Origin of the sequence: Methylobacterium sp. ME121 (genome assembly GCF_000974725.1) — a bacterium.
Taxonomy (GTDB): Bacteria; Pseudomonadota; Alphaproteobacteria; order Rhizobiales; family Beijerinckiaceae; genus Methylobacterium; species Methylobacterium radiotolerans.
In genome coordinates this window covers 31,508-52,195 of sequence record NZ_BBUX01000009.1, presented here as the reverse complement: position 1 = coordinate 52,195, position 20,688 = coordinate 31,508, and the positions used below count along the sequence as shown (strand labels likewise).

General features: G+C 72.1%; 18 protein-coding genes. 10 read left to right on the top strand and 8 right to left on the bottom strand.

Translation table 11 applies throughout. The features are described 5' to 3' along the window. The first annotated feature begins 129 nt into the window (after nucleotides 1-129). Nucleotides 130-654, top strand: a complete 525-nt coding sequence (locus tag ME121_RS08955) for a SixA phosphatase family protein (protein ID WP_012318114.1) — start codon at nucleotides 130-132, stop codon at nucleotides 652-654. Between the two features lie 4 nt (nucleotides 655-658). Here ME121_RS08955 and ME121_RS08950 read toward each other — a convergent pair whose 3' ends face one another. Then, nucleotides 659-1,693, bottom strand: a complete 1,035-nt coding sequence (locus ME121_RS08950; protein WP_024830778.1) for an alpha/beta fold hydrolase — start codon at nucleotides 1,691-1,693, stop codon at nucleotides 659-661. A 229-nt stretch (nucleotides 1,694-1,922) separates the two neighbouring features. Between ME121_RS08950 and ME121_RS08945 the strand changes: the two genes are divergently transcribed. Together ME121_RS08945 and olsB are read left to right on the top strand one after the other, a co-directional pair. After that, the gene (locus tag ME121_RS08945) at nucleotides 1,923-2,405 is read left to right on the top strand and encodes an Hsp20 family protein (RefSeq protein WP_012318116.1); all 483 of its coding nucleotides are present in this window, start codon (nucleotides 1,923-1,925) and stop codon (nucleotides 2,403-2,405) included. A gap of 161 nt (nucleotides 2,406-2,566) precedes the next feature. Next, nucleotides 2,567-3,565: a l-ornithine N(alpha)-acyltransferase gene (gene olsB, locus ME121_RS08940; protein WP_043073317.1), complete on the top strand. Its 999-nt coding sequence runs from the start codon at nucleotides 2,567-2,569 to the stop codon at nucleotides 3,563-3,565. A gap of 143 nt (nucleotides 3,566-3,708) precedes the next feature. Here olsB and ME121_RS08935 read toward each other — a convergent pair whose 3' ends face one another. Then, on the bottom strand, nucleotides 3,709-4,158 hold the full coding sequence (locus ME121_RS08935; protein WP_012318118.1) for a DNA-directed RNA polymerase sigma-70 factor: 450 nt from the start codon (nucleotides 4,156-4,158) through the stop codon (nucleotides 3,709-3,711). A 206-nt stretch (nucleotides 4,159-4,364) separates the two neighbouring features. Here ME121_RS08935 and kdoO point away from each other — a divergent pair, with 206 nt between their 5' ends. From kdoO to ME121_RS08915, 4 genes are all read left to right on the top strand, one after another. After that, nucleotides 4,365-5,225 (top strand): Kdo hydroxylase KdoO, encoded by an 861-nt coding sequence (kdoO, locus tag ME121_RS08930; protein ID WP_024830777.1) that lies wholly within the window; start codon nucleotides 4,365-4,367, stop codon nucleotides 5,223-5,225. 16 nt (nucleotides 5,226-5,241) lie between these two features. After that, nucleotides 5,242-5,541, top strand: a complete 300-nt coding sequence (locus tag ME121_RS08925; protein ID WP_053620874.1) for an antibiotic biosynthesis monooxygenase family protein — start codon at nucleotides 5,242-5,244, stop codon at nucleotides 5,539-5,541. A 129-nt stretch (nucleotides 5,542-5,670) separates the two neighbouring features. After that, entirely contained in the window at nucleotides 5,671-10,977 is a 5,307-nt protein-coding gene (locus ME121_RS08920; RefSeq protein ID WP_059408692.1) for an alpha-2-macroglobulin family protein, read from the top strand. A 291-nt stretch (nucleotides 10,978-11,268) separates the two neighbouring features. Then, nucleotides 11,269-12,393 carry a mechanosensitive ion channel family protein gene (locus ME121_RS08915; RefSeq protein WP_059408691.1) on the top strand — a complete coding sequence of 375 codons (1,125 nt, stop codon included), beginning with the start codon at nucleotides 11,269-11,271 and terminating at the stop codon, nucleotides 12,391-12,393. A gap of 82 nt (nucleotides 12,394-12,475) precedes the next feature. Here the strand turns inward: ME121_RS08915 and rlmN are convergent, their stop codons facing one another. Then, entirely contained in the window at nucleotides 12,476-13,750 is a 1,275-nt protein-coding gene (gene rlmN / locus ME121_RS08910) for a dual-specificity RNA methyltransferase RlmN (RefSeq protein WP_059408690.1), read from the bottom strand. Between the two features lie 98 nt (nucleotides 13,751-13,848). Here rlmN and ME121_RS08905 point away from each other — a divergent pair, with 98 nt between their 5' ends. Further along, entirely contained in the window at nucleotides 13,849-14,505 is a 657-nt protein-coding gene (locus ME121_RS08905; protein ID WP_053620870.1) for a class I SAM-dependent methyltransferase, read from the top strand. A 79-nt stretch (nucleotides 14,506-14,584) separates the two neighbouring features. On the opposite strand, the gene grxD is transcribed toward ME121_RS08905, so the two are convergent. The 5 genes from grxD to recQ all read right to left on the bottom strand — a co-directional run bounded on the left by grxD (nucleotide 14,585) and on the right by recQ (nucleotide 19,967). Then, nucleotides 14,585-14,923: a Grx4 family monothiol glutaredoxin gene (gene grxD / locus ME121_RS08900; protein ID WP_010685583.1), complete on the bottom strand. Its 339-nt coding sequence runs from the start codon at nucleotides 14,921-14,923 to the stop codon at nucleotides 14,585-14,587. Nucleotides 14,924-14,953: 30 nt separating this feature from the next. Beyond that, entirely contained in the window at nucleotides 14,954-15,460 is a 507-nt protein-coding gene (locus tag ME121_RS08895) for a DUF29 family protein (protein ID WP_043073299.1), read from the bottom strand. Nucleotides 15,461-15,483: 23 nt separating this feature from the next. Continuing rightward, the gene (locus ME121_RS08890) at nucleotides 15,484-15,720 is read right to left on the bottom strand and encodes a BolA family protein (RefSeq protein ID WP_007568343.1); all 237 of its coding nucleotides are present in this window, start codon (nucleotides 15,718-15,720) and stop codon (nucleotides 15,484-15,486) included. A 25-nt stretch (nucleotides 15,721-15,745) separates the two neighbouring features. Then, the gene (purL, locus tag ME121_RS08885) at nucleotides 15,746-17,971 is read right to left on the bottom strand and encodes a phosphoribosylformylglycinamidine synthase subunit PurL (protein WP_053620869.1); all 2,226 of its coding nucleotides are present in this window, start codon (nucleotides 17,969-17,971) and stop codon (nucleotides 15,746-15,748) included. A 154-nt stretch (nucleotides 17,972-18,125) separates the two neighbouring features. Next, the gene (recQ, locus tag ME121_RS08880) at nucleotides 18,126-19,967 is read right to left on the bottom strand and encodes a DNA helicase RecQ (RefSeq protein ID WP_012318127.1); all 1,842 of its coding nucleotides are present in this window, start codon (nucleotides 19,965-19,967) and stop codon (nucleotides 18,126-18,128) included. An 83-nt stretch (nucleotides 19,968-20,050) separates the two neighbouring features. Between recQ and ME121_RS08875 the strand changes: the two genes are divergently transcribed. Beyond that, entirely contained in the window at nucleotides 20,051-20,287 is a 237-nt protein-coding gene (locus tag ME121_RS08875) for a type II toxin-antitoxin system VapB family antitoxin (protein ID WP_053620868.1), read from the top strand. Beyond that, nucleotides 20,287-20,688, top strand: coding sequence for a type II toxin-antitoxin system VapC family toxin (locus tag ME121_RS08870; RefSeq protein ID WP_053620867.1), 402 nt, complete (start codon nucleotides 20,287-20,289; stop codon nucleotides 20,686-20,688). Before ME121_RS08875 ends, ME121_RS08870 begins: the two co-directional genes overlap by 1 nt.

Below are 20,688 nucleotides of genomic sequence, written 5' to 3'. Positions count from 1 at the left end.
GCAAAGCCGAGGTTCCCGCACGGGGCGCTTTCGGCTAACCGGAGGTGAGCGGGCGCCGCCCGGTCTGGGCGCGCGCGCCGGAACCGGGAGCCCCGAGGCCGACCCACGATTCGCGTCAGAGGTTCGCTCATGCGCAGGCTGATCCTGCTGCGGCACGCCAAGTCCGACCGTCCGCCGGGCGTGGCCGACCACGAGCGCCCGCTCAACGAGCGCGGGCGACGCGCCGCCCCGGCGGTGGGCGCCCACCTCGCGCGGGAGGGTCTGTGCCCGGATCTCGCCCTGGTCTCCACCGCCGCGCGGACCCGCGAGACCTGGGCCGCGATGGAAGCCGCCCTCGGCAGCCCCGAGACGCGCTGGCACTCCGAGATCTACGAGGCGCCGGCGGATCGGATCCTCGGTGTGATCCGGCAGGCGCCCGACGCGGCCGCCACGCTGATCGTGGTCGGCCACAACCCGGGCCTCGGCGACCTCGCGGCGGCGCTCGCCGGGTCGGGACCGCGGGCGGCCCGGGACCGGCTGGCCCTGGAATTCCCGACGGCGGCCTGCGCGGTGATCGACTTCGACGGCGACCACTGGGCGGAGATCGCGCCGGGCCGCGGGCGCCTCGACCGGTTCGTGCGCCCCCGGGACATCGACCCGGATCTCGGCGGCTGACGCCTCAGGCGACCGGCACCGCGACGGCGTGCGCCTCGACCTCCGCGTGGGTCGGCAGGGGCGAGCCCGGCACAAAGGCCTCGAAGGCCGCCCAGAAATCCTGCCGGATCGCGTCGCGCTCGGTCAGGATCTCGTGCCGGGAATCCGGCAGGACCAGGATATGGCCGGCCTTCAGCCGGGCAGCGAAGCGCTCGGTGTCCGCCGTGCCGCAGACCGGGTCGGCGCCCGCCGCGACGATCAGGGTCGGCAGCCCGATCCGCGGCGCCGCCCGCGGGTCGCGCAGCCGCGCCATCGCGCGGAACGCCTCGGCGAGCCACGCGATCGTCGGATCGCCGACCGCGCCGGCGCCGACCTGCCGGGCCGCCGCGGCGTTGCGGGCGTAGCGGACGGGATCGCGCGACAGGCGGTTGCCGGCGTACGGGTTGGTGGCGATCGAGACCGGCTTGCCGAACGGGATGTAGCGGCTCCCGAGGCCGAGCCGCTGCAGCCCCCGCGACAGGATCGCGGCGCCGGCCGGCCAGCGGATCATCCGGATCGACAGCATCGGCGCCAGGGTCACCAGCCGCCGGAACGGCAGCGCGCCGTCGAGGGCCGCGAGGAGGGCGACGCATCCGCCCATGGAATGGGCGAGGCCGACATGGGGCTCGGGCATCAGCGGCACCAGGATCGTCTCGGCCACGGCCCGCAGGTCGAGGCGGTAATCGTCGAATCGGGCGACGTGGCCCTTGTGTGGATCGTCCACCCGCCGGTCCGATTCGCCCTGGCCGCGCCAGTCGAAGGCGACGACCGCGAAGCCCCGGGCGCGCAGCTCGTGGATCGTCTCGTAGTACTTCTCGATGAACTCGGCCCGGCCCTGGAGCAGGCAGACGGTGCCCCGGCAGGTGCGCGCCGTCGTCTGCCAGTAGGCCGCCCGCAGGGTGCAGTCGTCGCGCGTGCCGACGGCGATCAGCGTGCCGCCCGGCGGGACCGGGTTGTCGGGCGTGCTGCGCAGGGTCAGGAGCGGCGGCTCGCGCCCGGTATCACCGTCGAAGCGTCTCACTGGCCTCACCTCAGCGCCTCCGCGCACCGGTCGCTGCACGGCCCGATGCACCCTCCGATGCACTGTGCGACCGTAGCGAAAAAATCTCGTTTCCCGCCATCGCCGGGGGTCTTGAAGCGCGATTTTCCCCCTCCGATATCTCGTCTGTGCCGGCCGTCAGGCGGCACGAGAGACGGGTCCGGCCCATCGGGCGGACCGGAATTGCATGTTGCTCAGACGAGGATATGTCATGCGTCAGTTCGATCTCGCTCCCCTGTACCGCTCCACCGTCGGCTTCGATCGCCTGTTCTCCGCCCTCGACCAGTTCGCGAGCGCCGAGGCGGCCCCGACCTACCCGCCCTACAACATCGAGCGGACCGGCGAGAACGCCTACCGCATCACCGTCGCGGTCGCCGGCTTCACCGAGTCCGACCTGTCGATCGAGGTGCGGGAGAACGCGCTCACGCTGAAGGGCGAGCGCAAGGCCGAGGGCAAGGCGGAGTTCCTGCACCAGGGCATCGCGGCCCGCGCCTTCGAGCGCCGGTTCCAGCTCGCCGACCACGTCCAGGTGACGGGCGCGGCGCTGGAGAACGGCCTCCTCCACATCGACCTCGTCCGCGAGGTCCCGGAGGCGAAGAAGCCCCGTCGCATCGAGATCGCCTCGGCGGCGCGCCCGAGCGCCCCGGTGATCGAGGGCGACGTCCGCAAGGACGCGGTCCAGCAGGCCGCCTGATCCCGCCCTCGGGCGGAACCGTCCGGTCCCGATCAGGTCCCTGGAGCGCCCCGGCCCCGGCCGGGGCGCTTTCTCGCGTCGGCTGTCATAATGGCGTGTGGCCGTCGTGCTCTCTGTCGGATTCGACGGTGCACGGACGCGCACCCGGAGTGAACCCGACCATGGTCGCCAATCTCGCCCGCGGAGCCTACAGCGCGCTCGGAGCCGGCTGGCACAAAGGCGTGCAATGGGGCGTCGGCGCGCCGATCGCCAAGCTGCGCCGCCGGGCGGTCCCGCTGCCTGGCGTCGCGGGCGCGGGCGGAATCGACGACGTGCTCTCGGCCGAGCGGGCGATCCGCCTGCCCGAGCCGTTCGAGGGCCGCAGCCTCGGCCGCATCGGCAGCCTCGAGGTCCGGCTGGCGACGCGGAAATCCGAGATTCGGCGGGCCCAGCGGCTGCGCTACAAAGTCTTCTACGAGGAGATGTCGGCGGTGCCCTCCGGGCTCGCCGCGCTGTCCCGCCGCGACGTCGACGGCTACGACGCGGTCTGCGACCACCTGCTCGTTCTCGACCACGCGGTGCCGAGGCGGAAGAAGCCGTTCGTCGAGCCGCGCCCGAAGGTCGTCGGCACCTACCGGCTGCTGCGCGGCGAGGTGGCCGAGCGGCACACCGGCTTCTATTCCGAGAGCGAGTACGACCTCGCGCCGCTGCTCGCCGCGCAGGGGCACCGGCGGCTCCTGGAACTCGGCCGCTCCTGCGTGCTCAAGCCCTACCGGAGCAAGCGGACCGTCGAGCTGCTGTGGCAGGGGATCTACGCCTACGTCCTGCACCACCGGATCGACGCGCTGATCGGCTGCGCGAGCCTGGAGGGTACCGATCCGGACCGGCTGGCCCTGCCGCTCGCCTTCCTGCACCACCATGCCCGCGCGCCGGAGGGCTGGCGGGCCCGGGCGCTGCCGGAGCGGGCGGTGGCGATGGACCGGATGCCGCGCGAGGCGGTGGATGCCAAGGCCGCCCTGCAGGCCCTGCCGCCGCTGATCAAGGGCTACCTGCGCCTCGGCGCGACCTTCGGCGACGGCGCGGTGATCGACCGCCAGTTCGGCACGACGGACGTGTTCGTCACGCTGCCGGTCGAGGTGATCGGCGCGCGCTACCGGGGCCATTTCGCGCCGGCGGGGTGAGCGGCCGCTCCGGGAACCCGGAGGGTTCGTAGCTCAGCGTCCTCGCGCGCGGAGCGAGGCAACCCGGGAGCGCCGCGCTTCGCGGGATCGCGCTGCCCTCACTCGCTTCGCTCCGCTCGCCAGGACGAGGGTGCTGCAGGCCCTTAAAGATCCCCCAATGCCAGCTGACCCTGGTTGCGCGCCTTCGGCGGCGCGGCCTTGCGCTCCTTGGCCCGCCCGGAGGCGGGGCGGGCGGCGGCCGGCCTCTTGGGCTTCGGGTCGCCGCGCATCCGGGCCACCGCCTTGTCGCGGGCCACGGCCTCCGGGGCGCTCGGGTCGTCGGTCAGCCACTTGCCGCGCTTGATCACCTCGTTCACGCGGCCCTGGTTGACCCCGACCTTGAAGGCGATCTCCTGCTGGGTCATGCCGGTCGTGGCGTGCAGGTCCAGGATCGCCCGGGCGAGTTCCGGGGTCATCTTCTGTCCGGTCAGCCGCCGGGCGGGCTTCACCGTCCGGGTCGCGCGGTCGCGCTCGCGCAGGCGCTCCAGCAGCGCCAGCGCCATGTTCATGCCGTGCTCGCGCAGGGCTTCCTCGAATTCCTTCAACGTCGCCATCGGCGCCATCCTCCGCCGGGCTCTCGGGCCGGGTGCTAGCCGAGGAACGTGCCGGGAACGAAGCGGTTGCGCAAGCCGATCGGGCGGGCGCCCTCCGCCGGGCCGGTGGATGACACCCGTCGTCCACCGGAAATGCGCGGCGCTGGCCTCCCCCCGGCGGCTCCGCTACAGGGGGCCGCACCGTGACGGCAGCCAGCGCGCAGACGATGATCAGCCCGATCCGCAGAATTGCCCCCGGCGAGACGCCCGGCTCCCTGGCGCGGGAGCTGGAGGCCGGGGCGGTGCTGCTGTTCCCGGACCTGCCGTTTCCGTTCAGCGACTTCGAGCGCCGGTTCACCGAGCGGCCCTTCGCGGACGGCAAGGCCAAGAACGTCAACATCCGCGGCGAGGCCGCCGAGCTGCGCGGGGCGGCCGGCACGCCGGAGGAGCAGGAAGCCCTGCGCCAGCTGCTGATCCGCTACCGCGCCTTCGCCCGCGAGCTGATCGGCACCTATCTGCCCGAGTACCGCGACCGGGTGAGCCTCGCCGGCACCTCCTACCGGCCCTTCGACGTCGACCGGCGCAAGCTGAGCTGGCGGCGCGACGACACGCGCCTGCACGTCGACGCGTTCCCGTCGAACCCGATCGGCGAGAAGCGGATCCTGCGGGTGTTCCGCAACGTCAACCCGGCGGGCGAGCCGCGCCGCTGGCGGGTCGGCGAGGATTTCGGGTCGATGGCGCAGAAGTTCCTGCCGCGGCTGCCGGGCTACTCGCCGCTCTCGGCGCGCCTGCTCGCGGCTCTGCGCATCACCAAGGCGAAGCGCTCGGAATACGACCACCTGATGCTGCACCTGCACGACGCCCTCAAGCAGGACGAGACCTATCAGGCCGAGGCTCCCCAGGCCGACGTGGAATTCCGCCCGGGCGAGACCTGGGTGACCTTCTCCGACCTCGTGATGCACGGGGCCATGGGCGGCCGCTACATGCTGGAGCAGACCGCCTACCTGCCGGTCGCCGCCCAGGCCGACCCGGCCCTGAGCCCGCAGCGCATCCTCGCGGCCAAGCTCGGCCGCGCCCTTCGCACCTGAGACAGGGACGTCACCGATGATCCTCGAAATCGCGCAGATCGAGATCAAGCCCGGCATGGAGGCCGAGTTCGAGAAGGGCATCACCGAGGCCTCGGCGATCTTCAAGCAGGCCAAGGGCTGCCGGCACTTCGAGGTCCGGCGCTCCATAGAGCATCCGCAGCGCTACCGGCTGCTGATCCACTGGGACACGCTGGAGGCCCACACGAAGGACTTCACCGGCTCGCAGCCCTGGCAGGATTACCGCGCGCTGGTCTCCCACTGCTTCGCCGGCCCGGTGGCCGTCGAGCATGCCGAGCAGGTGCTGAAGGCGTTCTGAGCCTCGGCGCGGGTCCGGGTAGAGCCTCCGGCGGCCCGAAGCGTTGCGACACCGACCACCGGTGCTAGGCTCCCGCGCGACCGGACCCGAGGCGAATCATCGGGGTCGCGGCGGGTGGGGAACAGGCTGATGGCGCGGCTCGGACGGCTCGCGGGTGCCCTGGCGCTCCTCGGAGGAATCGCGGGCGTTCCGGCTCTCGCCCAGTCCCCGCTCGCGCAATCCCCGCCTGCGGCCCGCACCGCGCCCCGGCCGGCCACCGCCATCGCCGCGCCGTTCGCCAGGACCTTCGTCCGGCCCGACCTCGCCAGCGCGGCGGTCCGCCTGGAGACCGCGCTCAAGGCGGAGGCCGGAGGCCCGCTGCGGCCGGCCGGCCAGTCCCGCGCCGCTGGGCTGGCCCTGCTCGCCGCCGACAAGCCGGACGAGGCGCTGGCGCCGCTCACCGCCGCGGTGGCGGCCGACCCGACCGACGGGCGCAACTGGCAGGCCTACGCCCGCGGGGCCGCCGCGGCCCTGGGCGCGCTGGAGGACAACGACTACCAGGGGCGGTCGCGGCTGCGCGGGCGGGTGACGGCCGCCGCCTACCGCGCCTACGAGCGCGCCGGGACGGCCGCCGACGCCGCGGCGGCGCTGGCCGCGCTCGGCGCCGCGGAGGCCGAGCAGGAATCCTGGCGCCCGGCGCTCGACGCCTACGCGGCGAGCCTCGCCCTGGCCGAGACCGGCCCGGTCCGGGAAACCTACGAGACCCTGCGGACCGAGCACGGATTCCGCATCCTCGACTACAAGGTCGATTCCGACGCCGCCGCCCCGCGGGCCTGCTTCACCTTCTCGGAGGCGATCAGGCCCAAGACCGACTACGCGCCCTTCGTCGCCGTGTCGGGCAGCAGCGCGGCCGCCGTGACCGGGGAGGGCTCCCAGGTCTGCGTCGACGGGCTCAAGCACGGCGGGCGCTACGCCATCGTGGTCCGCCAGGGCCTGCCCTCCGCGGTCGGCGAGAGCCTGCTCAAGGCCGCCGATTACGAGATCTACGTCCGCGACCGCGCCCCGCAGGTACGCTTCACCGGGCGCAACTACGTCCTGCCCCGGACCGGACAGGCCGGCGTGCCCCTGGTCTCGGTGAACGCGCCCAAGCTCGACGTCGAGGTGCTGCGCATCGGCGACCGCGGCCTGCTGCCGACCCTGCGCTCCGAGGATTTCCTGGGCCAGCTCAGCGGGTCCACCGCCCGGACGATCGCGTCCGAGAAGGGCCAGCGCGTCTGGAAGGGCACCCTCGACACCGCCAAGGCGGAGGTGAACCAGGAGGCCGTCACCGCCTTCCCGGTCCTCCAGGCGGTGGGCAAGCTGGAGCCGGGCCTCTACGTGATGCTGGCTCGCCCGTCGGGCGTGGCCGCCTCCGACGAGGAGTACGACACCCAGGCGACCCAGTGGTTCGTGGTCTCCGACCTGGGACTCACCGCCACCAAGGGGCGGGACGGGGTCCACGTGGTCCTGCGCTCGCTCGCCTCCGCGCAGGTGATGCCGGGCGCCGAGATCCGGCTGATCGCCCGCAACAACGAGGTGCTGGGCACGCGGACCACGGACGCGCAGGGGCACGTCGCCTTCGATCCGGGGCTCGCCCGCGGGGAGGGCGGCCTCGCGCCGAGCCTCGTAGTCGCCCAGGCGGGCGGCGATTACGGCTTCCTCGACCTCAACCTCGGCGCCTTCGACCTCACCGACCGCGGCGTGAAGGGCCGCCCCGAGACCGGCGGCCTCGACGCCTACCTCTTCCCGGAGCGGGGGGTCTACCGCACGGGCGAGACCGTCCAGCTCACCGCCCTGCTGCGCGACCCCCGCGGCGCCGCCGTGCCGGACCTGCCGCTGACCCTGGTGGTCAAGCGGCCGGACGGCGTCGAGTACCGGCGCGTCTCGGTGCCCGACCAGGGGCTCGGCGGCCGGGCCCTTCCGCTGCCGCTCCTGTCGGGGGCGATGCACGGCACGTGGCGGGTCTCCGCCTACACGGACCCGAAGGCGCCCGCGATCGGCGAGACCAGCTTCCTCGTGGAGGATTACGTCCCCGAGCGGCTGGAGGTGACCCTCAAGGCCCGGCAGGCGGCCCTGAACCGGGGTGAGGCCGCGCAGGTCGACGTCGCCGCCCGCTACCTCTACGGCGCCCCGGGCGCCGATCTCGACGTGTCGGGCAGCGTGACCGTGCAGGCGGCGGCCACCAGCGGCATCAAGGGGCTGGAGAATTATTCCATCGGTCTCGACGACGAGGCCGTGGAGCCGACGACCCAGGAACTGCAGGACCACGCCACCACGAACGCGCAGGGCGATGCCACCGTCACGGTGCCGGTGCCGCAGGTCGCGGCCCCGCGGGCGCTGGAGGCGAAGATCACGCTGGCGGTCGGCGAGCCCGGCGGCCGGGCGCTGTCGCGCAGCCTGACCCTGCCGATCCTCCCGGCCAGCCCGGTCCTCGCCCTGCGCAAGGGCTTCACCGACCTGAAGGAGGGCGGGATCGCGGGCTTCGACGCGGTGTTCGCGAGTCCCGACGGGGCGCTCCTCGCCCGGCCGGGCGTGAGCTGGACCCTGTCGCGGATCGACTCCTCCTACCAGTGGTACCGGGCGGACGGGCGCTGGTCGTTCGAGGCGGTGAAGTCCGCCCGGCGCGTCGCCAGCGGCACCGTCGACCTCACGGCCGCCGGTCCGAGCCGGATCGAGGCGCCGGTCGGCCTCGGCCGCTACCGGCTCGAGGTCTCGGCCGCGGGCGCCCCGGAGGCGACCGCGAGCCTCGGCTTCGAGGTCGGCTGGGGCGGCTCGGAGACCGCGGAGGCGCCCGACCTCCTCGACCTGACCCTCGACAAGGCCGCCTACGCGGCCGGCGACACCCTGCGGGCCAAGCTCAGCCCGAAGTTCAGGGGTCAGGCCAGCCTGATGGTCGTCAGCGACCGCGTGCACCAGACCCTGGAGGTCAGCGTGCCCGAGGGCGGCACCACGGTCAGCCTCCCGGTGAAGGCCGAGTGGGGCGCCGGCGCCTACCTGGTGGCCACCGCCTACCGGCCCCTCGACCAGGCGGCCAAGCGCCTGCCGGGCCGGGCGCTCGGCTTGGCGTGGTTCTCGGTGGACCGGGAGCGGCGCAGCCTCGGCGTCGCCCTGAAGGCGCCGGAGCGGGCGCGCCCGCGCCAGGACCTGACCGTGCCGGTCCAGCTCACCGGGCTCAAGGCCGGCGAGCCGGCTCGGATCACCGTGGCGCTGGTCGATGTCGGCATCCTCAACCTGACCCGCTACGCGGCGCCGGACCCGACCCAGTATTTCCTCGGCCAGCGGGCGCTCGGGCCGGAGGTCCGCGACCTCTACGGCTACCTGATCGACGGCATGCAGGGCTCGGCCGGGGCGATCCGCTCGGGCGGCGACGCGGGCGGCGGCGAGCTCGCCGATTCCCCGCCGACCCAGGCACCGCTCGCCCTCTATTCGGGCGTCGTCACCGTGGGGCCGGACGGCGCGGCCAGCGTCACCTTCCCGGTCCCGGCCTTCAACGGCACCGGCCGCGTCATGGTCACCGCCTGGAGCGGCGACCGGATCGGGCAGGCGCAGGCCGACGTGATCATCCGCGACCCGGTCGTGCTCAGCGCCACGCTGCCGCGCTTCCTCGACACCGGCGACCGCTCGCGCCTGTTCGTGGCCCTCGACAACGTCGAGGGGCGGGCGGGCGAGTACACGGTCGACCTGAACCCGACCGGCCCGGTCGTGGTCGGGGCCAGCGCGCTGCGCCAGACGCTGCGGCTGGAGGCCGGCGCCAAGGGCCAGTTCGCGATCCCGCTCACCGCCGCCGGACCCGGCACGGCCCGGCTCGACCTCGCTCTGACGGGGCCCGGCCTCCCGGCCGCCCTGAACCAGAGCTTCGCCCTGGGAATCTCGCCGGGGACCGGCGCCCTGCTGCGCCGCTCGGTGCGCAGCCTCGCCCCCGGGGCGAACCTGACGCTGACCTCGGACCTCCTCGCCGACCTGCAGCCCGGGACCGGCAGCGTCTCGCTCTCGGCCACGGCCCTGCCGGGGGTCGACGTGGCGGCCCTGCTCCGGGCGCTCGACCGCTACCCCTACGGCTGCTCCGAGCAGGTGGTGAGCCGGGCGATGCCGCTGCTCTACGTCAACAAGCTCGCGGCCCTGGAGAAGCTCGCCCTCGACGCGGGCGCGGACGAGCGGGTGCGCGAATCGATCGAGCGCCTGCTCGCCCGCCAGGATTCGAGCGGCGATTTCGGCCTGTGGTCGGCGCAGGGGTCGAGCGACCTCTGGCTCGACGCCTACGTGACCGACTTCCTGACCCGCGCCCGGGAGCGCGGCTTCGCGGTGCCGCAGAAGGCCTTCGCCCAGGCCCTCGACTACCTGCGCAACGCCGTGGCCAACGCCACGGAGGTGCGCAACGGCGGCGCCGACCTCGCCTACGCGGCCTACGTGCTCGCCCGGAACGGTCGGCCGGTGATGGGCGACCTGCGCTACCTCGCCGACACCAAGATCGGCGATTTCTCCTCTGCCCTCGGTCGGGCGCAACTCGCCGCCGCCCTGGCGCTGCTGGGCGACCGCGGCCGGGCCGCCAAGGCGATGGACTCGGCGCTGACCGTGCTGCGGACCGACCGCGACAAGGGCCAGTACCGCGCCGATTACGGCTCCCGCCTGCGCGACGGGGCCGGGCTGATCACCCTGGCCGCCGAGAGCGGGCTGGCGCAGGGGGCGCTGGGCCCCGCGGCGGCCGCGCTCGGCGAGGAGCAGCAGGCCGACCGGGCGACGAGCACGCAGGAGAATGCCTGGATGGTGCTCGCCGCCGAGAGCCTCTCGAACGAGGCGGGCGGCCTGTCGTTCACCCTGGACGGCGCGCCGCAGACCGGGACGCTCGCCCGGGTCTACCGGGAGGCAGCCCTCGGCGAGCGGGGCGTTCAGCTCACCAATACCGGCCGCAACCCCGTGCAGGTGGCCGTGACCGTCAACGGCAGCCCCCTGGTGCCGGAGCCGGCGGCGCAGCAGGGCTACACGATCGAGCGCAGCTTCCGCCGCCTCGACGGCAGCACCGTCGACCCGGCGAGCGGCCTGCGCCAGAACGACCGGCTGGTGGTGGTGCTCAAGGTCACGGAGGCCAAGGCGGAGGCGGCGCGGCTCCTGCTGGTCGATCCGCTGCCGGCGGGTCTAGAGATCGACAATCCGAAGCTCCTCGACGCCGACGCGCTCCAGGGGCTCGCCTTCGCCAAGTCCGACGTGCAGCCGGTCCACACCGAGTTCCGCGACGACCGGTTCGTGGCGGCCTACGACCGTGACCCGAGCCAGTCGGCGTTCTTCACGGTGGCCTACACGGTGCGGGCGGTCTCGCCCGGGACCTACGTCCATCCCGGCGCCACCGTGGAGGACATGTACCGGCCGGCGCGGTTCGGCCGGACTGCCTCGGGCAGCGTGACGGTCGGGGCGGCGAAGTAGGGCGGCCGGCGTTCGAGCGCTGCGCTCGACGTCGACCTCGCGTCATCGCGAGCGCAGCGAAGCGACCCAGGGCAGCGTGCCATCGGTGAGCTTGCCGCTTCCCTGGATTGCTTCGCTGCGCTCGCAGAGACGCGGTGCTGAGGCCATCGTCCGGCCCCCGCCTCGGACGCGAAGGCGCAACCCGCTACGCCGGGTCGCTGCGTTGCGGCGAGCACATGGTGCGCTGCGGAACCCTCGCCAGCGCCCACCCATTGCCACAGGTCTCGTTCGGAACCCGTGGAGCGATGCCCGATGCCGGACCTCGACGCGCTCGCCGGCTCCGCAGCCCGCGCGCTGGCCTACCTGCCATGGTGGGCCGAGAGCCTGATCCTCATCGTCGCCTGCTGCGCCGTGGTGATGCCCCTGCACGGGATCGTGTATCGGGCGATGAAGCGGGCGGTCGCGGGCAAGAGCCTGTTCTGGCGCTCGCTGGTGTCGCGCACCCGCGGACCGAGCCGCCTCGGCCTGATCGTGGTGGCGATCAGCCTCGCCTCGACCACCGTGCACCTGTCCTGGGAGGTGCGGATCGCCCTCAACCAGATCCTGCTGGTCGCCTTCGTGACGCTGACCGGCTGGTGCTGCGCCACCGCGCTCCACATCGCCACAGTGATCTACCTGCGCCGGTTCAAGCTCGACGCCGAGGACAACCTCCTGGCGCGCAAGCACTTCACGCAGATGCGCATCCTCGAGCGGGCCGGCGTGACGCTGGTGGCGCTCGTCACCCTCTCGGTGGCGCTGATGACCTTCGAGCCGGTGCGCCAGTACGGCGTCAGCCTGCTCGCCTCGGCGGGCGCGGCGGGCCTCGTCCTCGGGCTGGCCATGCAGCCGGTCCTGTCGAACCTCGTGGCCGGCATCCAGATCGCCATCACCCAGCCGATTCGGATCGAGGACGCGATCATCGTCGAGAACGAGTGGGGCTGGGTCGAGGAGATCACCGCGACCTACGTGGTGGTCCGGCTCTGGGACTGGCGTCGGCTGGTCCTGCCGCTGACCTACTTCATCCAGAAGCCGTTCCAGAACTGGACCCGCGACGGCGCCTCGCTGATCGGCAGCGTCTTCCTCTACGTCGACCACCGGGCGCCGGTCGCGGCGATGCGCGAGAAGCTCGCCGAGATCGCCAGGGCCACGCCCCTGTGGGACGGGCGAGTGGTCAACCTCCAGGTCTCGGACGCGAAGGAATCGACGATCGAGATCCGGATGCTGGTGAGCGCCCGCAACGCGCCCCAGGCCTGGGACCTGCGCTGCGTGGTCCGCGAGGCGATGATCACGTGGCTCCAGGCCGAGCACCCGGAGGCCCTGCCGCGGCACCGGACGGAATGGGTCAGCGCCGAGGAGCCGGCCCTGCGCCGGGCGGAGGCGCGGCGGTTCGCGGCGTGAGCGACACCATTCTGTGTTCCGGATTCCCCAGCCACGCCCTCATCCTGAAGCGCGGGTTCGACGTCTTCCGTTCGATCGTCGCTCAGTCGTCGTCGCCGGCGTAGAAACTCTCCACGCCGATGCCCTCCTCCTGCATCAACCGGGCGCGGGCGCGCAGCTTCTCGGTCTCGCTCTTGAGCTGGCCGCAGGCCGCCAGGATGTCCCGGCCGCGGGGCGTGCGCACCGGCGAGGCGTAGCCGGCGTTGAACACGATCTCGGAGAAGCGCTCGATCCGGTCCCAGTCCGAGCACTCGTAGCGGCTGCCCGGCCAGGGGTTGAACGGGATCAGGTTGATCTTGGCCGGAATGCCCTTGAGCAGCCGGACCAGCTCCCGCGCGTCCGCGTCCGAATCGTTGACGCCCTTGAGCATCACGTACTCGAAGGTGATCCGGCGGGCGTTGCTCAGGCCCGGATAGGCCCGGCAGGCGGCGAGCAGCTCGGCGATCGGGTATTTCCGGTTGAGCGGCACCAGCTCGTTGCGCAGGTCGTCGCGCACGGCGTGGAGCGAGATCGCCAGCATGGCGTTGGCCTGCTCGCCGAGCCGCGGGATCTGCGGCACGACCCCCGAGGTCGAGACCGTGATCCGGCGGCGGGACAGGCCGAGGCCCTCCTGGTCCGACATCACCCCGACCGCGTCGACCACGGCGTCGAGGTTGTAGAGGGGCTCGCCCATGCCCATGAACACGATGTTGGTCACGAGCCGGCCGACCTCGCCGGAGCCGCCGGCGTCGCGGCTCGGCATCTGGCCGGGCCAGTCGCCGAGCTCGTCCCGGGCGGTGACCAGCTGCTGGACGATCTCGGCCACCGAGAGGTTGCGCACGAGACGCTGCGTGCCGGTGTGGCAGAACGAGCAGGTCAGGGTGCAGCCGACCTGGGAGGACACGCAGAGCGTGCCCCGGTCCGGGCCGGGAATGTAGACGCACTCGATCTCGGCGCCGCGGTTGTGCTCCTGCCGGTTGGTCGGGGCCATGCGCAGCAGCCACTTGCGGGTGCCGTCGCGGGAGACCTGCCGGCTCGCCACCTCGGGCCGCTCCAGGGTGAAGTGCTCGGCGAGCTGCGCCTTCAGCGCCTTGCCGACATTGGTCATCTCGGCGAAGTCGGACGCCCCGCGGAAATTGACCCAGTGCCAGACCTGGCCGGCGCGCATCCGGCTCTCGCGCTCGGGCACGCCCATGCCGACGAGCTGCGCCTTGAGGGCCCCGCGGGTCAGGCCGACCAGCGACGGGCGGCGACCGGGCAGCGCCTCGGGGAGGAGATCCGGCGCCTTCTCGATCGCGGCATCGGCCGCGCGGGCGCTGTCGAGCGACGGCGTCGCCATGGCGTTCAAACGATCCATACGTTGGAAAGGGTCTGATATAGGCGATCGCGGCGGCGAATGCGAATGCGCGCCGCCCACAGGGGCCTTGATGGAGAGCCATGGCGACCGACACCCGAGCCGGGCAGGCGATCTACAATCCGCGGACGCTGCGGATCTACGACCTCGTCGTGCTGCGCCTGTCGAACCCGCTGATCTGGCGCTGCCCGACCGCGCGGATCCTCGCCCTCTACGATCAGCACGCGGGCGCCTCGCATCTCGATGTCGGGGTCGGGACAGGCTGGTACCTCGACCGGTGCCGCTTCCCCGCGCCCGCGCCGCGGGTCGGCCTGATGGACCTCAACGCCGACAGCCTCGCCTTCGCGGCCGACCGGATCGCGCGCTACCGGCCCGAGACCTACCGGTTCGACGTGCTCGGCGCCCCGGCCACCGGCATCGCGCCGTTCGCCTCGATCGGGATGACCTACCTGCTGCACTGCCTGCCGGGCGACATCGCCGCGAAGGCGAAGGCCTTCGACACGGTGCGGCCGTGCCTGGCCGACGGCGGCGTGGTGTTCGGCGCCACGATCCTGTCGGGCGGCGTCCCGACCACGGGTGCGGCGCGGGCGCTGATGCGGATCTACAACCGCAAGGGGGTGTTCTCCAACGTCGCCGACACCCTGCCGGACCTGCGCGCGGCGCTGGACCGCCGCTTCCGGTCGGTGGAGATCACGGTCGTCGGATGCGTCGCGCTGTTCGTGGCGCGCGAGCCGCGCTGAATCGGTCGCCGTCGTTGCGAGCGCAATGAAAAAGGGCGCCCGCAGGCGCCCTCATCCAACGTGCCGAGTCTCAAAAGAGTCAGGCGGCGGCGGTCTTCACCGGCACGCCCTTCTCGGACAGGAAGGTCTGCAGCTCGCCCGACTGGAACATCTCGCGGGTGATGTCGCAGCCGCCGACGAACTCGCCCTTCACGTAGATCTGCGGGATGGTCGGCCAGTTCGAGAAGGCCTTGATGCCCTCGCGGATCTCCTGGTCGGCCAGGACGTTCACGCCCTTGAACGGCACGCCGAGGTAGTTGAGGATCTGCACCACCTGCCCGGAGAAGCCGCATTGCGGCATCTGCGGCGTGCCCTTCATGAACACCACCACGTCCTGGGAGGCGATCTCGTTCTGGATGGTCGTGTTGGCGTCGGTCATTCCTAAAAACCCTTCCACTGTTCGACGGACTTAGTGACTGTCCCCAGAACGTTTCAATACCAGGGTCAAGCGCTCGAGCGCACGATCCATATCGAAGTCGGGCGCGACGAGCTCCTCAGGCGTAAACGGCATTGCCTCTGGCAGCCCACGGACCAGCTTGTCACCGAAGACGTTGAGGGACGCGGCCGCGAGCTTCATCGAGTCGGTCCAGAGACGATCCCAGTCAATGCGCTGCCGCATCGAGCGACGATAATCCCGCGCGGCCAAAGTCTGGAAGTAGAGGACTTCCTTGCGCCAGGACTTTGTAGATTGAGCGAGGGGCGCGGACGCATACTTTAGGATGTGGATCAGCATCTGCAGGAGCGCACTCTGGACTCCGCCGATCTCGGACCGTCCCACGCTCTCGACCTCCTCGACCACATTCTCCCAGTCGAGCACATTCGATAAGTCGGGCCTCTGAGCAAGCGCGCGCAGGGCCGCCGCCTGCTCCTCGGCCCAGGTCACGATATCGTCGTCGTAGAGACTCGGTCGATCCATCGGGAGAGCTCCCGCGTGAGGGTTCAATCCTGCGGCACGCCCGTGGTCAGCGCAAGGGCGTGGAGCACGCCGCCCATCCGACCCTGGAGGGCGCCGTAGACCATCTGGTGCTGCGCCACCCGAGTCTTGCCCTTGAAGGCCGCCGACAGGACGGTGGCGGCGTAGTGGTCGCCGTCGCCCGCGAGGTCGCGGATCTCCACCTGCGCGTCCGGCAGGGCCTCGCGGATCATGCGCTCGATCTCGCCCGCATCCATCGGCATCGGGAAACTCCTGGGCTTGAAGGGATCAGGAAGCGGGCGCGGCCGGCTGGCTCGCCATGTAGTCGGGCAGCCAGCCCTCGTGCGCCGCGGACAGGTCGGCGAGCGATATGGTCTCGCCGCCCGGCAGGGTCAAACGGTCGGAGCCGGCGACGCCGACCGAGGCCGCCGCCACACCCTGGGCCGCGGCGGCCGAGAGGAGGTCGGTGGCCGCCTCCGGCCGCACCGCCAGCAGGTAGCGGCCCTGATCCTCGCCGAACAGGTAGGCGTGGGGCGGCAGGTCAACCGGCACGTCGGAGAGCGCCGCGCCGAGGCGGCCCGCCATGGCCATCTCGGCGAGCGCGACGGCGAGGCCCCCGTCCGCGAGGTCGTGGACCGTGTCGACGGTGCCCGCCTGGATCAGGCCGCGGACGAAGTCGCCGTTGCGGCGCTCCAGCGCGAGGTCGACGGGCGGCGGCGCGCCCTCCTCGCGGCCCTCGATCACCGACAGGTAGGCCGACTGGCCGAGCCAGCCGTCGCTCGCCCCGATGAGCACCAGCACGTCGCCCTCGCGCTTGAGGGCGATCGTCGCGTGGCGCGCGACGTCGTCGAGCACGCCGACGCCGCCGATGGTCGGGGTCGGCAGGATGCCGACGCCGTTGGTCTCGTTGTAGAGCGAGACGTTGCCCGACACGACCGGGAAGTCGAGCGCCCGGCAGGCCTCGCCGATGCCCTGGAGGCAGCCGACGAGCTGGCCCATCACCTCGGGCTTCTCGGGGTTGCCGAAGTTGAGGTTGTCGGTGATGGCGAGCGGCTTGGCGCCGACCGCCGTGATGTTGCGCCACGCCTCAGCAACGGCCTGCCGGCCGCCCTCGACCGGGTCGGCCTCGCAGTAGCGCGGGGTGACGTCGCAGGTCAGCGCCAGCCCCTTCGGCCCGTCTTCGACCCGCACGATGGCGGCGTCGCCGCCGGGCTTCTGGACGGTGTTGCCCAGGATGAAGTGGTCGTACTGCTCGAACACCCAGCGCTTCGAGGCGAGGTCGGGAGAGCCGACGAGGCGCTTCAGCGCGTCGGTGAGCGAGGCCGGGGCCGGAACCTCGGAAGCCGCGATCACCGGCTGGTGGGTGTTGGCCAGATGCGGCCGGTCGTAGAGCGGGGCCTCGTCGCCGAGTTCCTTGATCGGCAGGTCGGCCACGGTCTCGCCGTGCCACTTGATGACGAAGCGCAGCGTGTCGGTGGTCCGGCCGATCACCGCGAAATCGAGGCCCCACTTCACGAAGATCGCCTCGGCTTCGGCCTCCATGCCGGGCTTGAGCACCATGAGCATGCGCTCCTGGCTCTCCGAGAGCATCATCTCGTATGGCGTCATGCCCTCCTCGCGGGCCGGCACCTTGTCGATGTCGAGCTCGACGCCGAGGTCGCCCTTGGCGCCCATCTCCACCGCCGAGCAGGTGAGGCCGGCCGCGCCCATGTCCTGGATGGCGATGACCGCGCCGGAGGCCATCAGCTCCAGGCAGGCCTCCAGCAGCAGCTTCTCGGCGAAGGGGTCGCCAACCTGCACGGTCGGGCGCTTCGACTCGGATTCCTCGTCGAACTCGGCCGACGCCATGGTGGCGCCGTGGATGCCGTCGCGGCCGGTCTTGGAGCCGAGATAGACGATCGGGTTCCCGATGCCGGCGGCGGCCGCGTAGAAGATGCCGTCGGTGCGGGCGAGCCCCACCGCCATGGCGTTGACCAGGATGTTGCCGTCGTAGCGCTTGTGGAAGCCGGTCAGGCCGCCGACGGTCGGCACGCCGAAGGAGTTGCCGTAGCCGCCGACCCCCGCGACGACGCCGGAGACGAGGCTGCGGGTGCGCGGGTGGTCGGGGGAGCCGAAGCGCAGGGCGTTGAGCGCCGCGATCGGCCGCGCGCCCATGGTGAAGACGTCGCGCAGGATGCCGCCGACGCCGGTCGCCGCGCCCTGGTAGGGCTCGATGTAGCTCGGGTGGTTGTGGCTCTCCATCTTGAAGACGCAGGCGTGACCGTCACCGATGTCGATGACGCCCGCGTTCTCGCCCGGCCCCTGGATCACCCACGGCGCCGAGGTCGGCAGCCCGCGCAGGTGCTTGCGGGAGGATTTGTAGGAACAGTGCTCGTTCCACATCGCCGAGACGATGCCGAGCTCGGTCAGCGTCGGGTCGCGCCCGATCAGGCCGCGGAAGCGCTCGTACTCGTCCGGCGTCAGGCCGTGCTGGGCCACGAGCTCGGGGGTGATCGGAACGTCGTTGCGGAACATGGGCGGTCTCGACGAGGGCGGTCCGGGAGCCCCGGCAGGGCCCTCGACCCGATGCGCGACCCGAACCGGGCCGCGCGCGGCGACGGTGACGGATTAGTGCGTTCCGCCACCGCGTTGCAATACGCCGGCACTGCTGGCCGTGTATGGGTGCCGCTCACGCCGCCGGCGGATGGGCCAGAAAATCGGCGATCGCCGCCACGAACTTGTCGCCGTAGGCCTCGCGCTTGCGCTCGCCGACGCCGTGCACGGTGCGCAGCGCCCAGAGGTCGACGGGCTTCTGGCGAGCCATCTCGATGAGGGTGCGGTCCGGGAAGACCATGAAGGCCGCGATGCCCTCGGCCCGGGCCAGCGTGGCGCGCAGGCCCCGCAGGTGCTGGAACAGCGCCTCGTCGGCCTCCGAGAGGGCGATCTCGCCGTCCTCGCGGGCGGCGGCCCGGCGGCGCTCGCGGGATTCGGCCTTCGGCTCCGGGTCGGGGCGGAGCTGGACCGGCTCCCGGCCGAACAGGATCGCCTCGCCCTTCTCGGTCATGGACAGGCCGCCGTAGCCGTCGGCGTTCTCGGCGATCGCCCCGGCCGCGAAGAGCTGGCGCAGGATCGCCCGCCAGGCCGCCACCGGCTTGTCCGCCCCGACCCCGAAGGTCTTGAGGCTCGCGTGGCCGTTGCGGCGGATCTGGTCGCTCTCCTTCCCGTGGACCACATCGCAGATATAGGCCGCGCCGAAGCGCTGGCCGGTGCGCACGATCGCCGAGAGGATCTTCTGGGCCGGTACGGTCCCGTCGACGAGGGTCACGCCACCGCGGCACAGGTCGCAGCGGCCGCAAGCGCCGCTCGACTCGCCGAAATAGGCGAGCAGCGACTGGCGGCGGCAGGTCGCGCCCTCGCAAAGGGTGATCATCGCCTCGAGCTTGCGCCGCTCGACCCGGCGGCGGTCGTCCGAGATCTCCTTCTCGTCGATCTGGCGGCGGCGGAGCGCCATGTCGTCGAGGCCGTACAGGGTCAGCGTGTCGGCGGGCAGCCCGTCGCGGCCGGCGCGGCCGATCTCCTGGTAGTAGCCCTCGACGTTGTTGGGCATGTCGGCGTGGCAGACGAAGCGCACGTCCGGCTTGTTGATGCCCATGCCGAAGGCGACGGTGGCGGTCATCACCACCCCGTCCTCCTGCAGGAACCGGTCCTGGTTCGCCATCCGCGTCGCCTGGTCGAGGCCGGCATGGTAGGGCAGGGCGTCGAACCCGTCCTTCCGGAGGGTCTCGGCCAGTTGCTCGGTGCGCTTGCGCGACGAGCAGTAGATGATCCCGCTCTCCGATCGCCGGTGCTTCAGGAACCGCTCGATCTGCCGGGCCGGGTTGTCCTTCGGCTGGAAGGTCAGCCGGATGTTCGGCCGGTCGAAGGAATGGACGAAGATCTTCGGCGGCCGGTCCTGCGGGAACAGCCGCTCGGCGATCTCGGCGCGGGTCGCGGCGTCGGCGGTGGCGGTGAGCGCCAGGGTCTGGACGTTGCCCAGCGCCGTCCGGGCGCGGGCGATCTCCCGGTACTCGGGCCGGAAATCGTGCCCCCACTGCGAGACGCAGTGGGCCTCGTCGACGGCTAGCCGCCGGACGCCGGCCCCGCGCAGGGCGTCCATGCAGCCGTCCATCAGCAGGCGCTCGGGGGAGACGAACAGCAACCGCAGGTCGCCGGAGCGCAGGGCGCGCCACGTCTCGCGGGACTCGGATTCCCCGACCGTCGAGTTCAGGGTCGCGGCGTGGATGCCGACGCTGCGCATCTGCTGGACCTGATCGTGCATCAGCGCGATCAGCGGCGAAACCACCACGGTCAGCCCCGGGTCGACCAGGGCCGGGAGCTGGTAGGTCATCGACTTGCCCGAACCCGTGGGCATCACGGCGAACACGTCGGTCCCGTCGAGCACCGCGCCGATCACCTCGTCCTGGCCGGGGCGAAAATCCTCGTAGCCGAACGTCTTCTTCAGCGCGGCGCGGGCCTCGTCGAGGCGGGTCATCGGGATCCTTGGTCGGGGTTCTGGCCGCCCTTGCGGCAGGGGTGTGTAGACACTAGCCTCCACGTGTCTACACGGGAGCCGCTATGCCGCTCAACATCCGCAGCGAAGAGGTGAATCAGCTGGCCGAGAAGCTGGCATCGCGGGCCGGCGTGAGCAAGACCGAGGCGGTGCGACTCGCGCTCGCGAACGAGCTGGAGCGCCGGGAGTCGTGCCTGTCCCTTGCAGAACGGCTGAAGCCCCTCCTCGACAGGATGGATGCCGTGCCGCGCACGGGCCTTGAGGCCGACAAGGCATTCTACGACAGCCTGAACGCCGAGTGATGTTCGTCGACACCTCGGCCCTCGTGGCGATCCTGACCGCGGAAGCGGAGCGTTCCACTCTGCTGAGCCGCCTCGACGGTGCGGTGGACCCTCTGACCTCAAGCCTCGCCGTCTTCGAAACGGCGATCGCGGTGGCCCGCAAGACGGCGATGTCCGTGGCCGACGCCGAGGCGCAGGTCGCGGAATTCATCCGCGTCGTAGGTCTGCGAATCGTCCCCATCGCCGAGGCTGAGACCGCCCTGGCCCTCGCGGCCCATGCCCGCTACGGCAAGGGCCGCCACCCGGCGCGGCTGAACCTCGGCGATTGCTTTGCCTATGCCTGCGCGCGGGTGCACGGCGTGCCGCTGCTCTACGTCGGCGACGATTTCTCGCAGACCGACATCCGCTCGGTCCTCGGCTGA

Coding starts and splice junctions, on each gene's coding strand:
- ME121_RS08955 (WP_012318114.1), top strand. CDS start 130: ATGCGCAGGCTGATCCTGCTGCGGCACGCCAAGTCCGACCGTCCGCCG.
- ME121_RS08945 (WP_012318116.1), top strand. CDS start 1,923: ATGCGTCAGTTCGATCTCGCTCCCCTGTACCGCTCCACCGTCGGCTTC.
- olsB (WP_043073317.1), top strand. CDS start 2,567: ATGGTCGCCAATCTCGCCCGCGGAGCCTACAGCGCGCTCGGAGCCGGC.
- ME121_RS08935 (WP_012318118.1), bottom strand. CDS start 4,158: ATGGCGACGTTGAAGGAATTCGAGGAAGCCCTGCGCGAGCACGGCATG.
- kdoO (WP_024830777.1), top strand. CDS start 4,365: ATGATCAGCCCGATCCGCAGAATTGCCCCCGGCGAGACGCCCGGCTCC.
- ME121_RS08925 (WP_053620874.1), top strand. CDS start 5,242: ATGATCCTCGAAATCGCGCAGATCGAGATCAAGCCCGGCATGGAGGCC.
- ME121_RS08920 (WP_059408692.1), top strand. CDS start 5,671: ATGGCGCGGCTCGGACGGCTCGCGGGTGCCCTGGCGCTCCTCGGAGGA.
- ME121_RS08915 (WP_059408691.1), top strand. CDS start 11,269: ATGCCGGACCTCGACGCGCTCGCCGGCTCCGCAGCCCGCGCGCTGGCC.
- rlmN (WP_059408690.1), bottom strand. CDS start 13,750: ATGGCGACGCCGTCGCTCGACAGCGCCCGCGCGGCCGATGCCGCGATC.
- ME121_RS08905 (WP_053620870.1), top strand. CDS start 13,849: ATGGCGACCGACACCCGAGCCGGGCAGGCGATCTACAATCCGCGGACG.
- grxD (WP_010685583.1), bottom strand. CDS start 14,923: ATGACCGACGCCAACACGACCATCCAGAACGAGATCGCCTCCCAGGAC.
- ME121_RS08895 (WP_043073299.1), bottom strand. CDS start 15,460: ATGGATCGACCGAGTCTCTACGACGACGATATCGTGACCTGGGCCGAG.
- ME121_RS08890 (WP_007568343.1), bottom strand. CDS start 15,720: ATGCCGATGGATGCGGGCGAGATCGAGCGCATGATCCGCGAGGCCCTG.
- purL (WP_053620869.1), bottom strand. CDS start 17,971: ATGTTCCGCAACGACGTTCCGATCACCCCCGAGCTCGTGGCCCAGCAC.
- recQ (WP_012318127.1), bottom strand. CDS start 19,967: ATGACCCGCCTCGACGAGGCCCGCGCCGCGCTGAAGAAGACGTTCGGC.
- ME121_RS08875 (WP_053620868.1), top strand. CDS start 20,051: ATGCCGCTCAACATCCGCAGCGAAGAGGTGAATCAGCTGGCCGAGAAG.
- ME121_RS08870 (WP_053620867.1), top strand. CDS start 20,287: ATGTTCGTCGACACCTCGGCCCTCGTGGCGATCCTGACCGCGGAAGCG.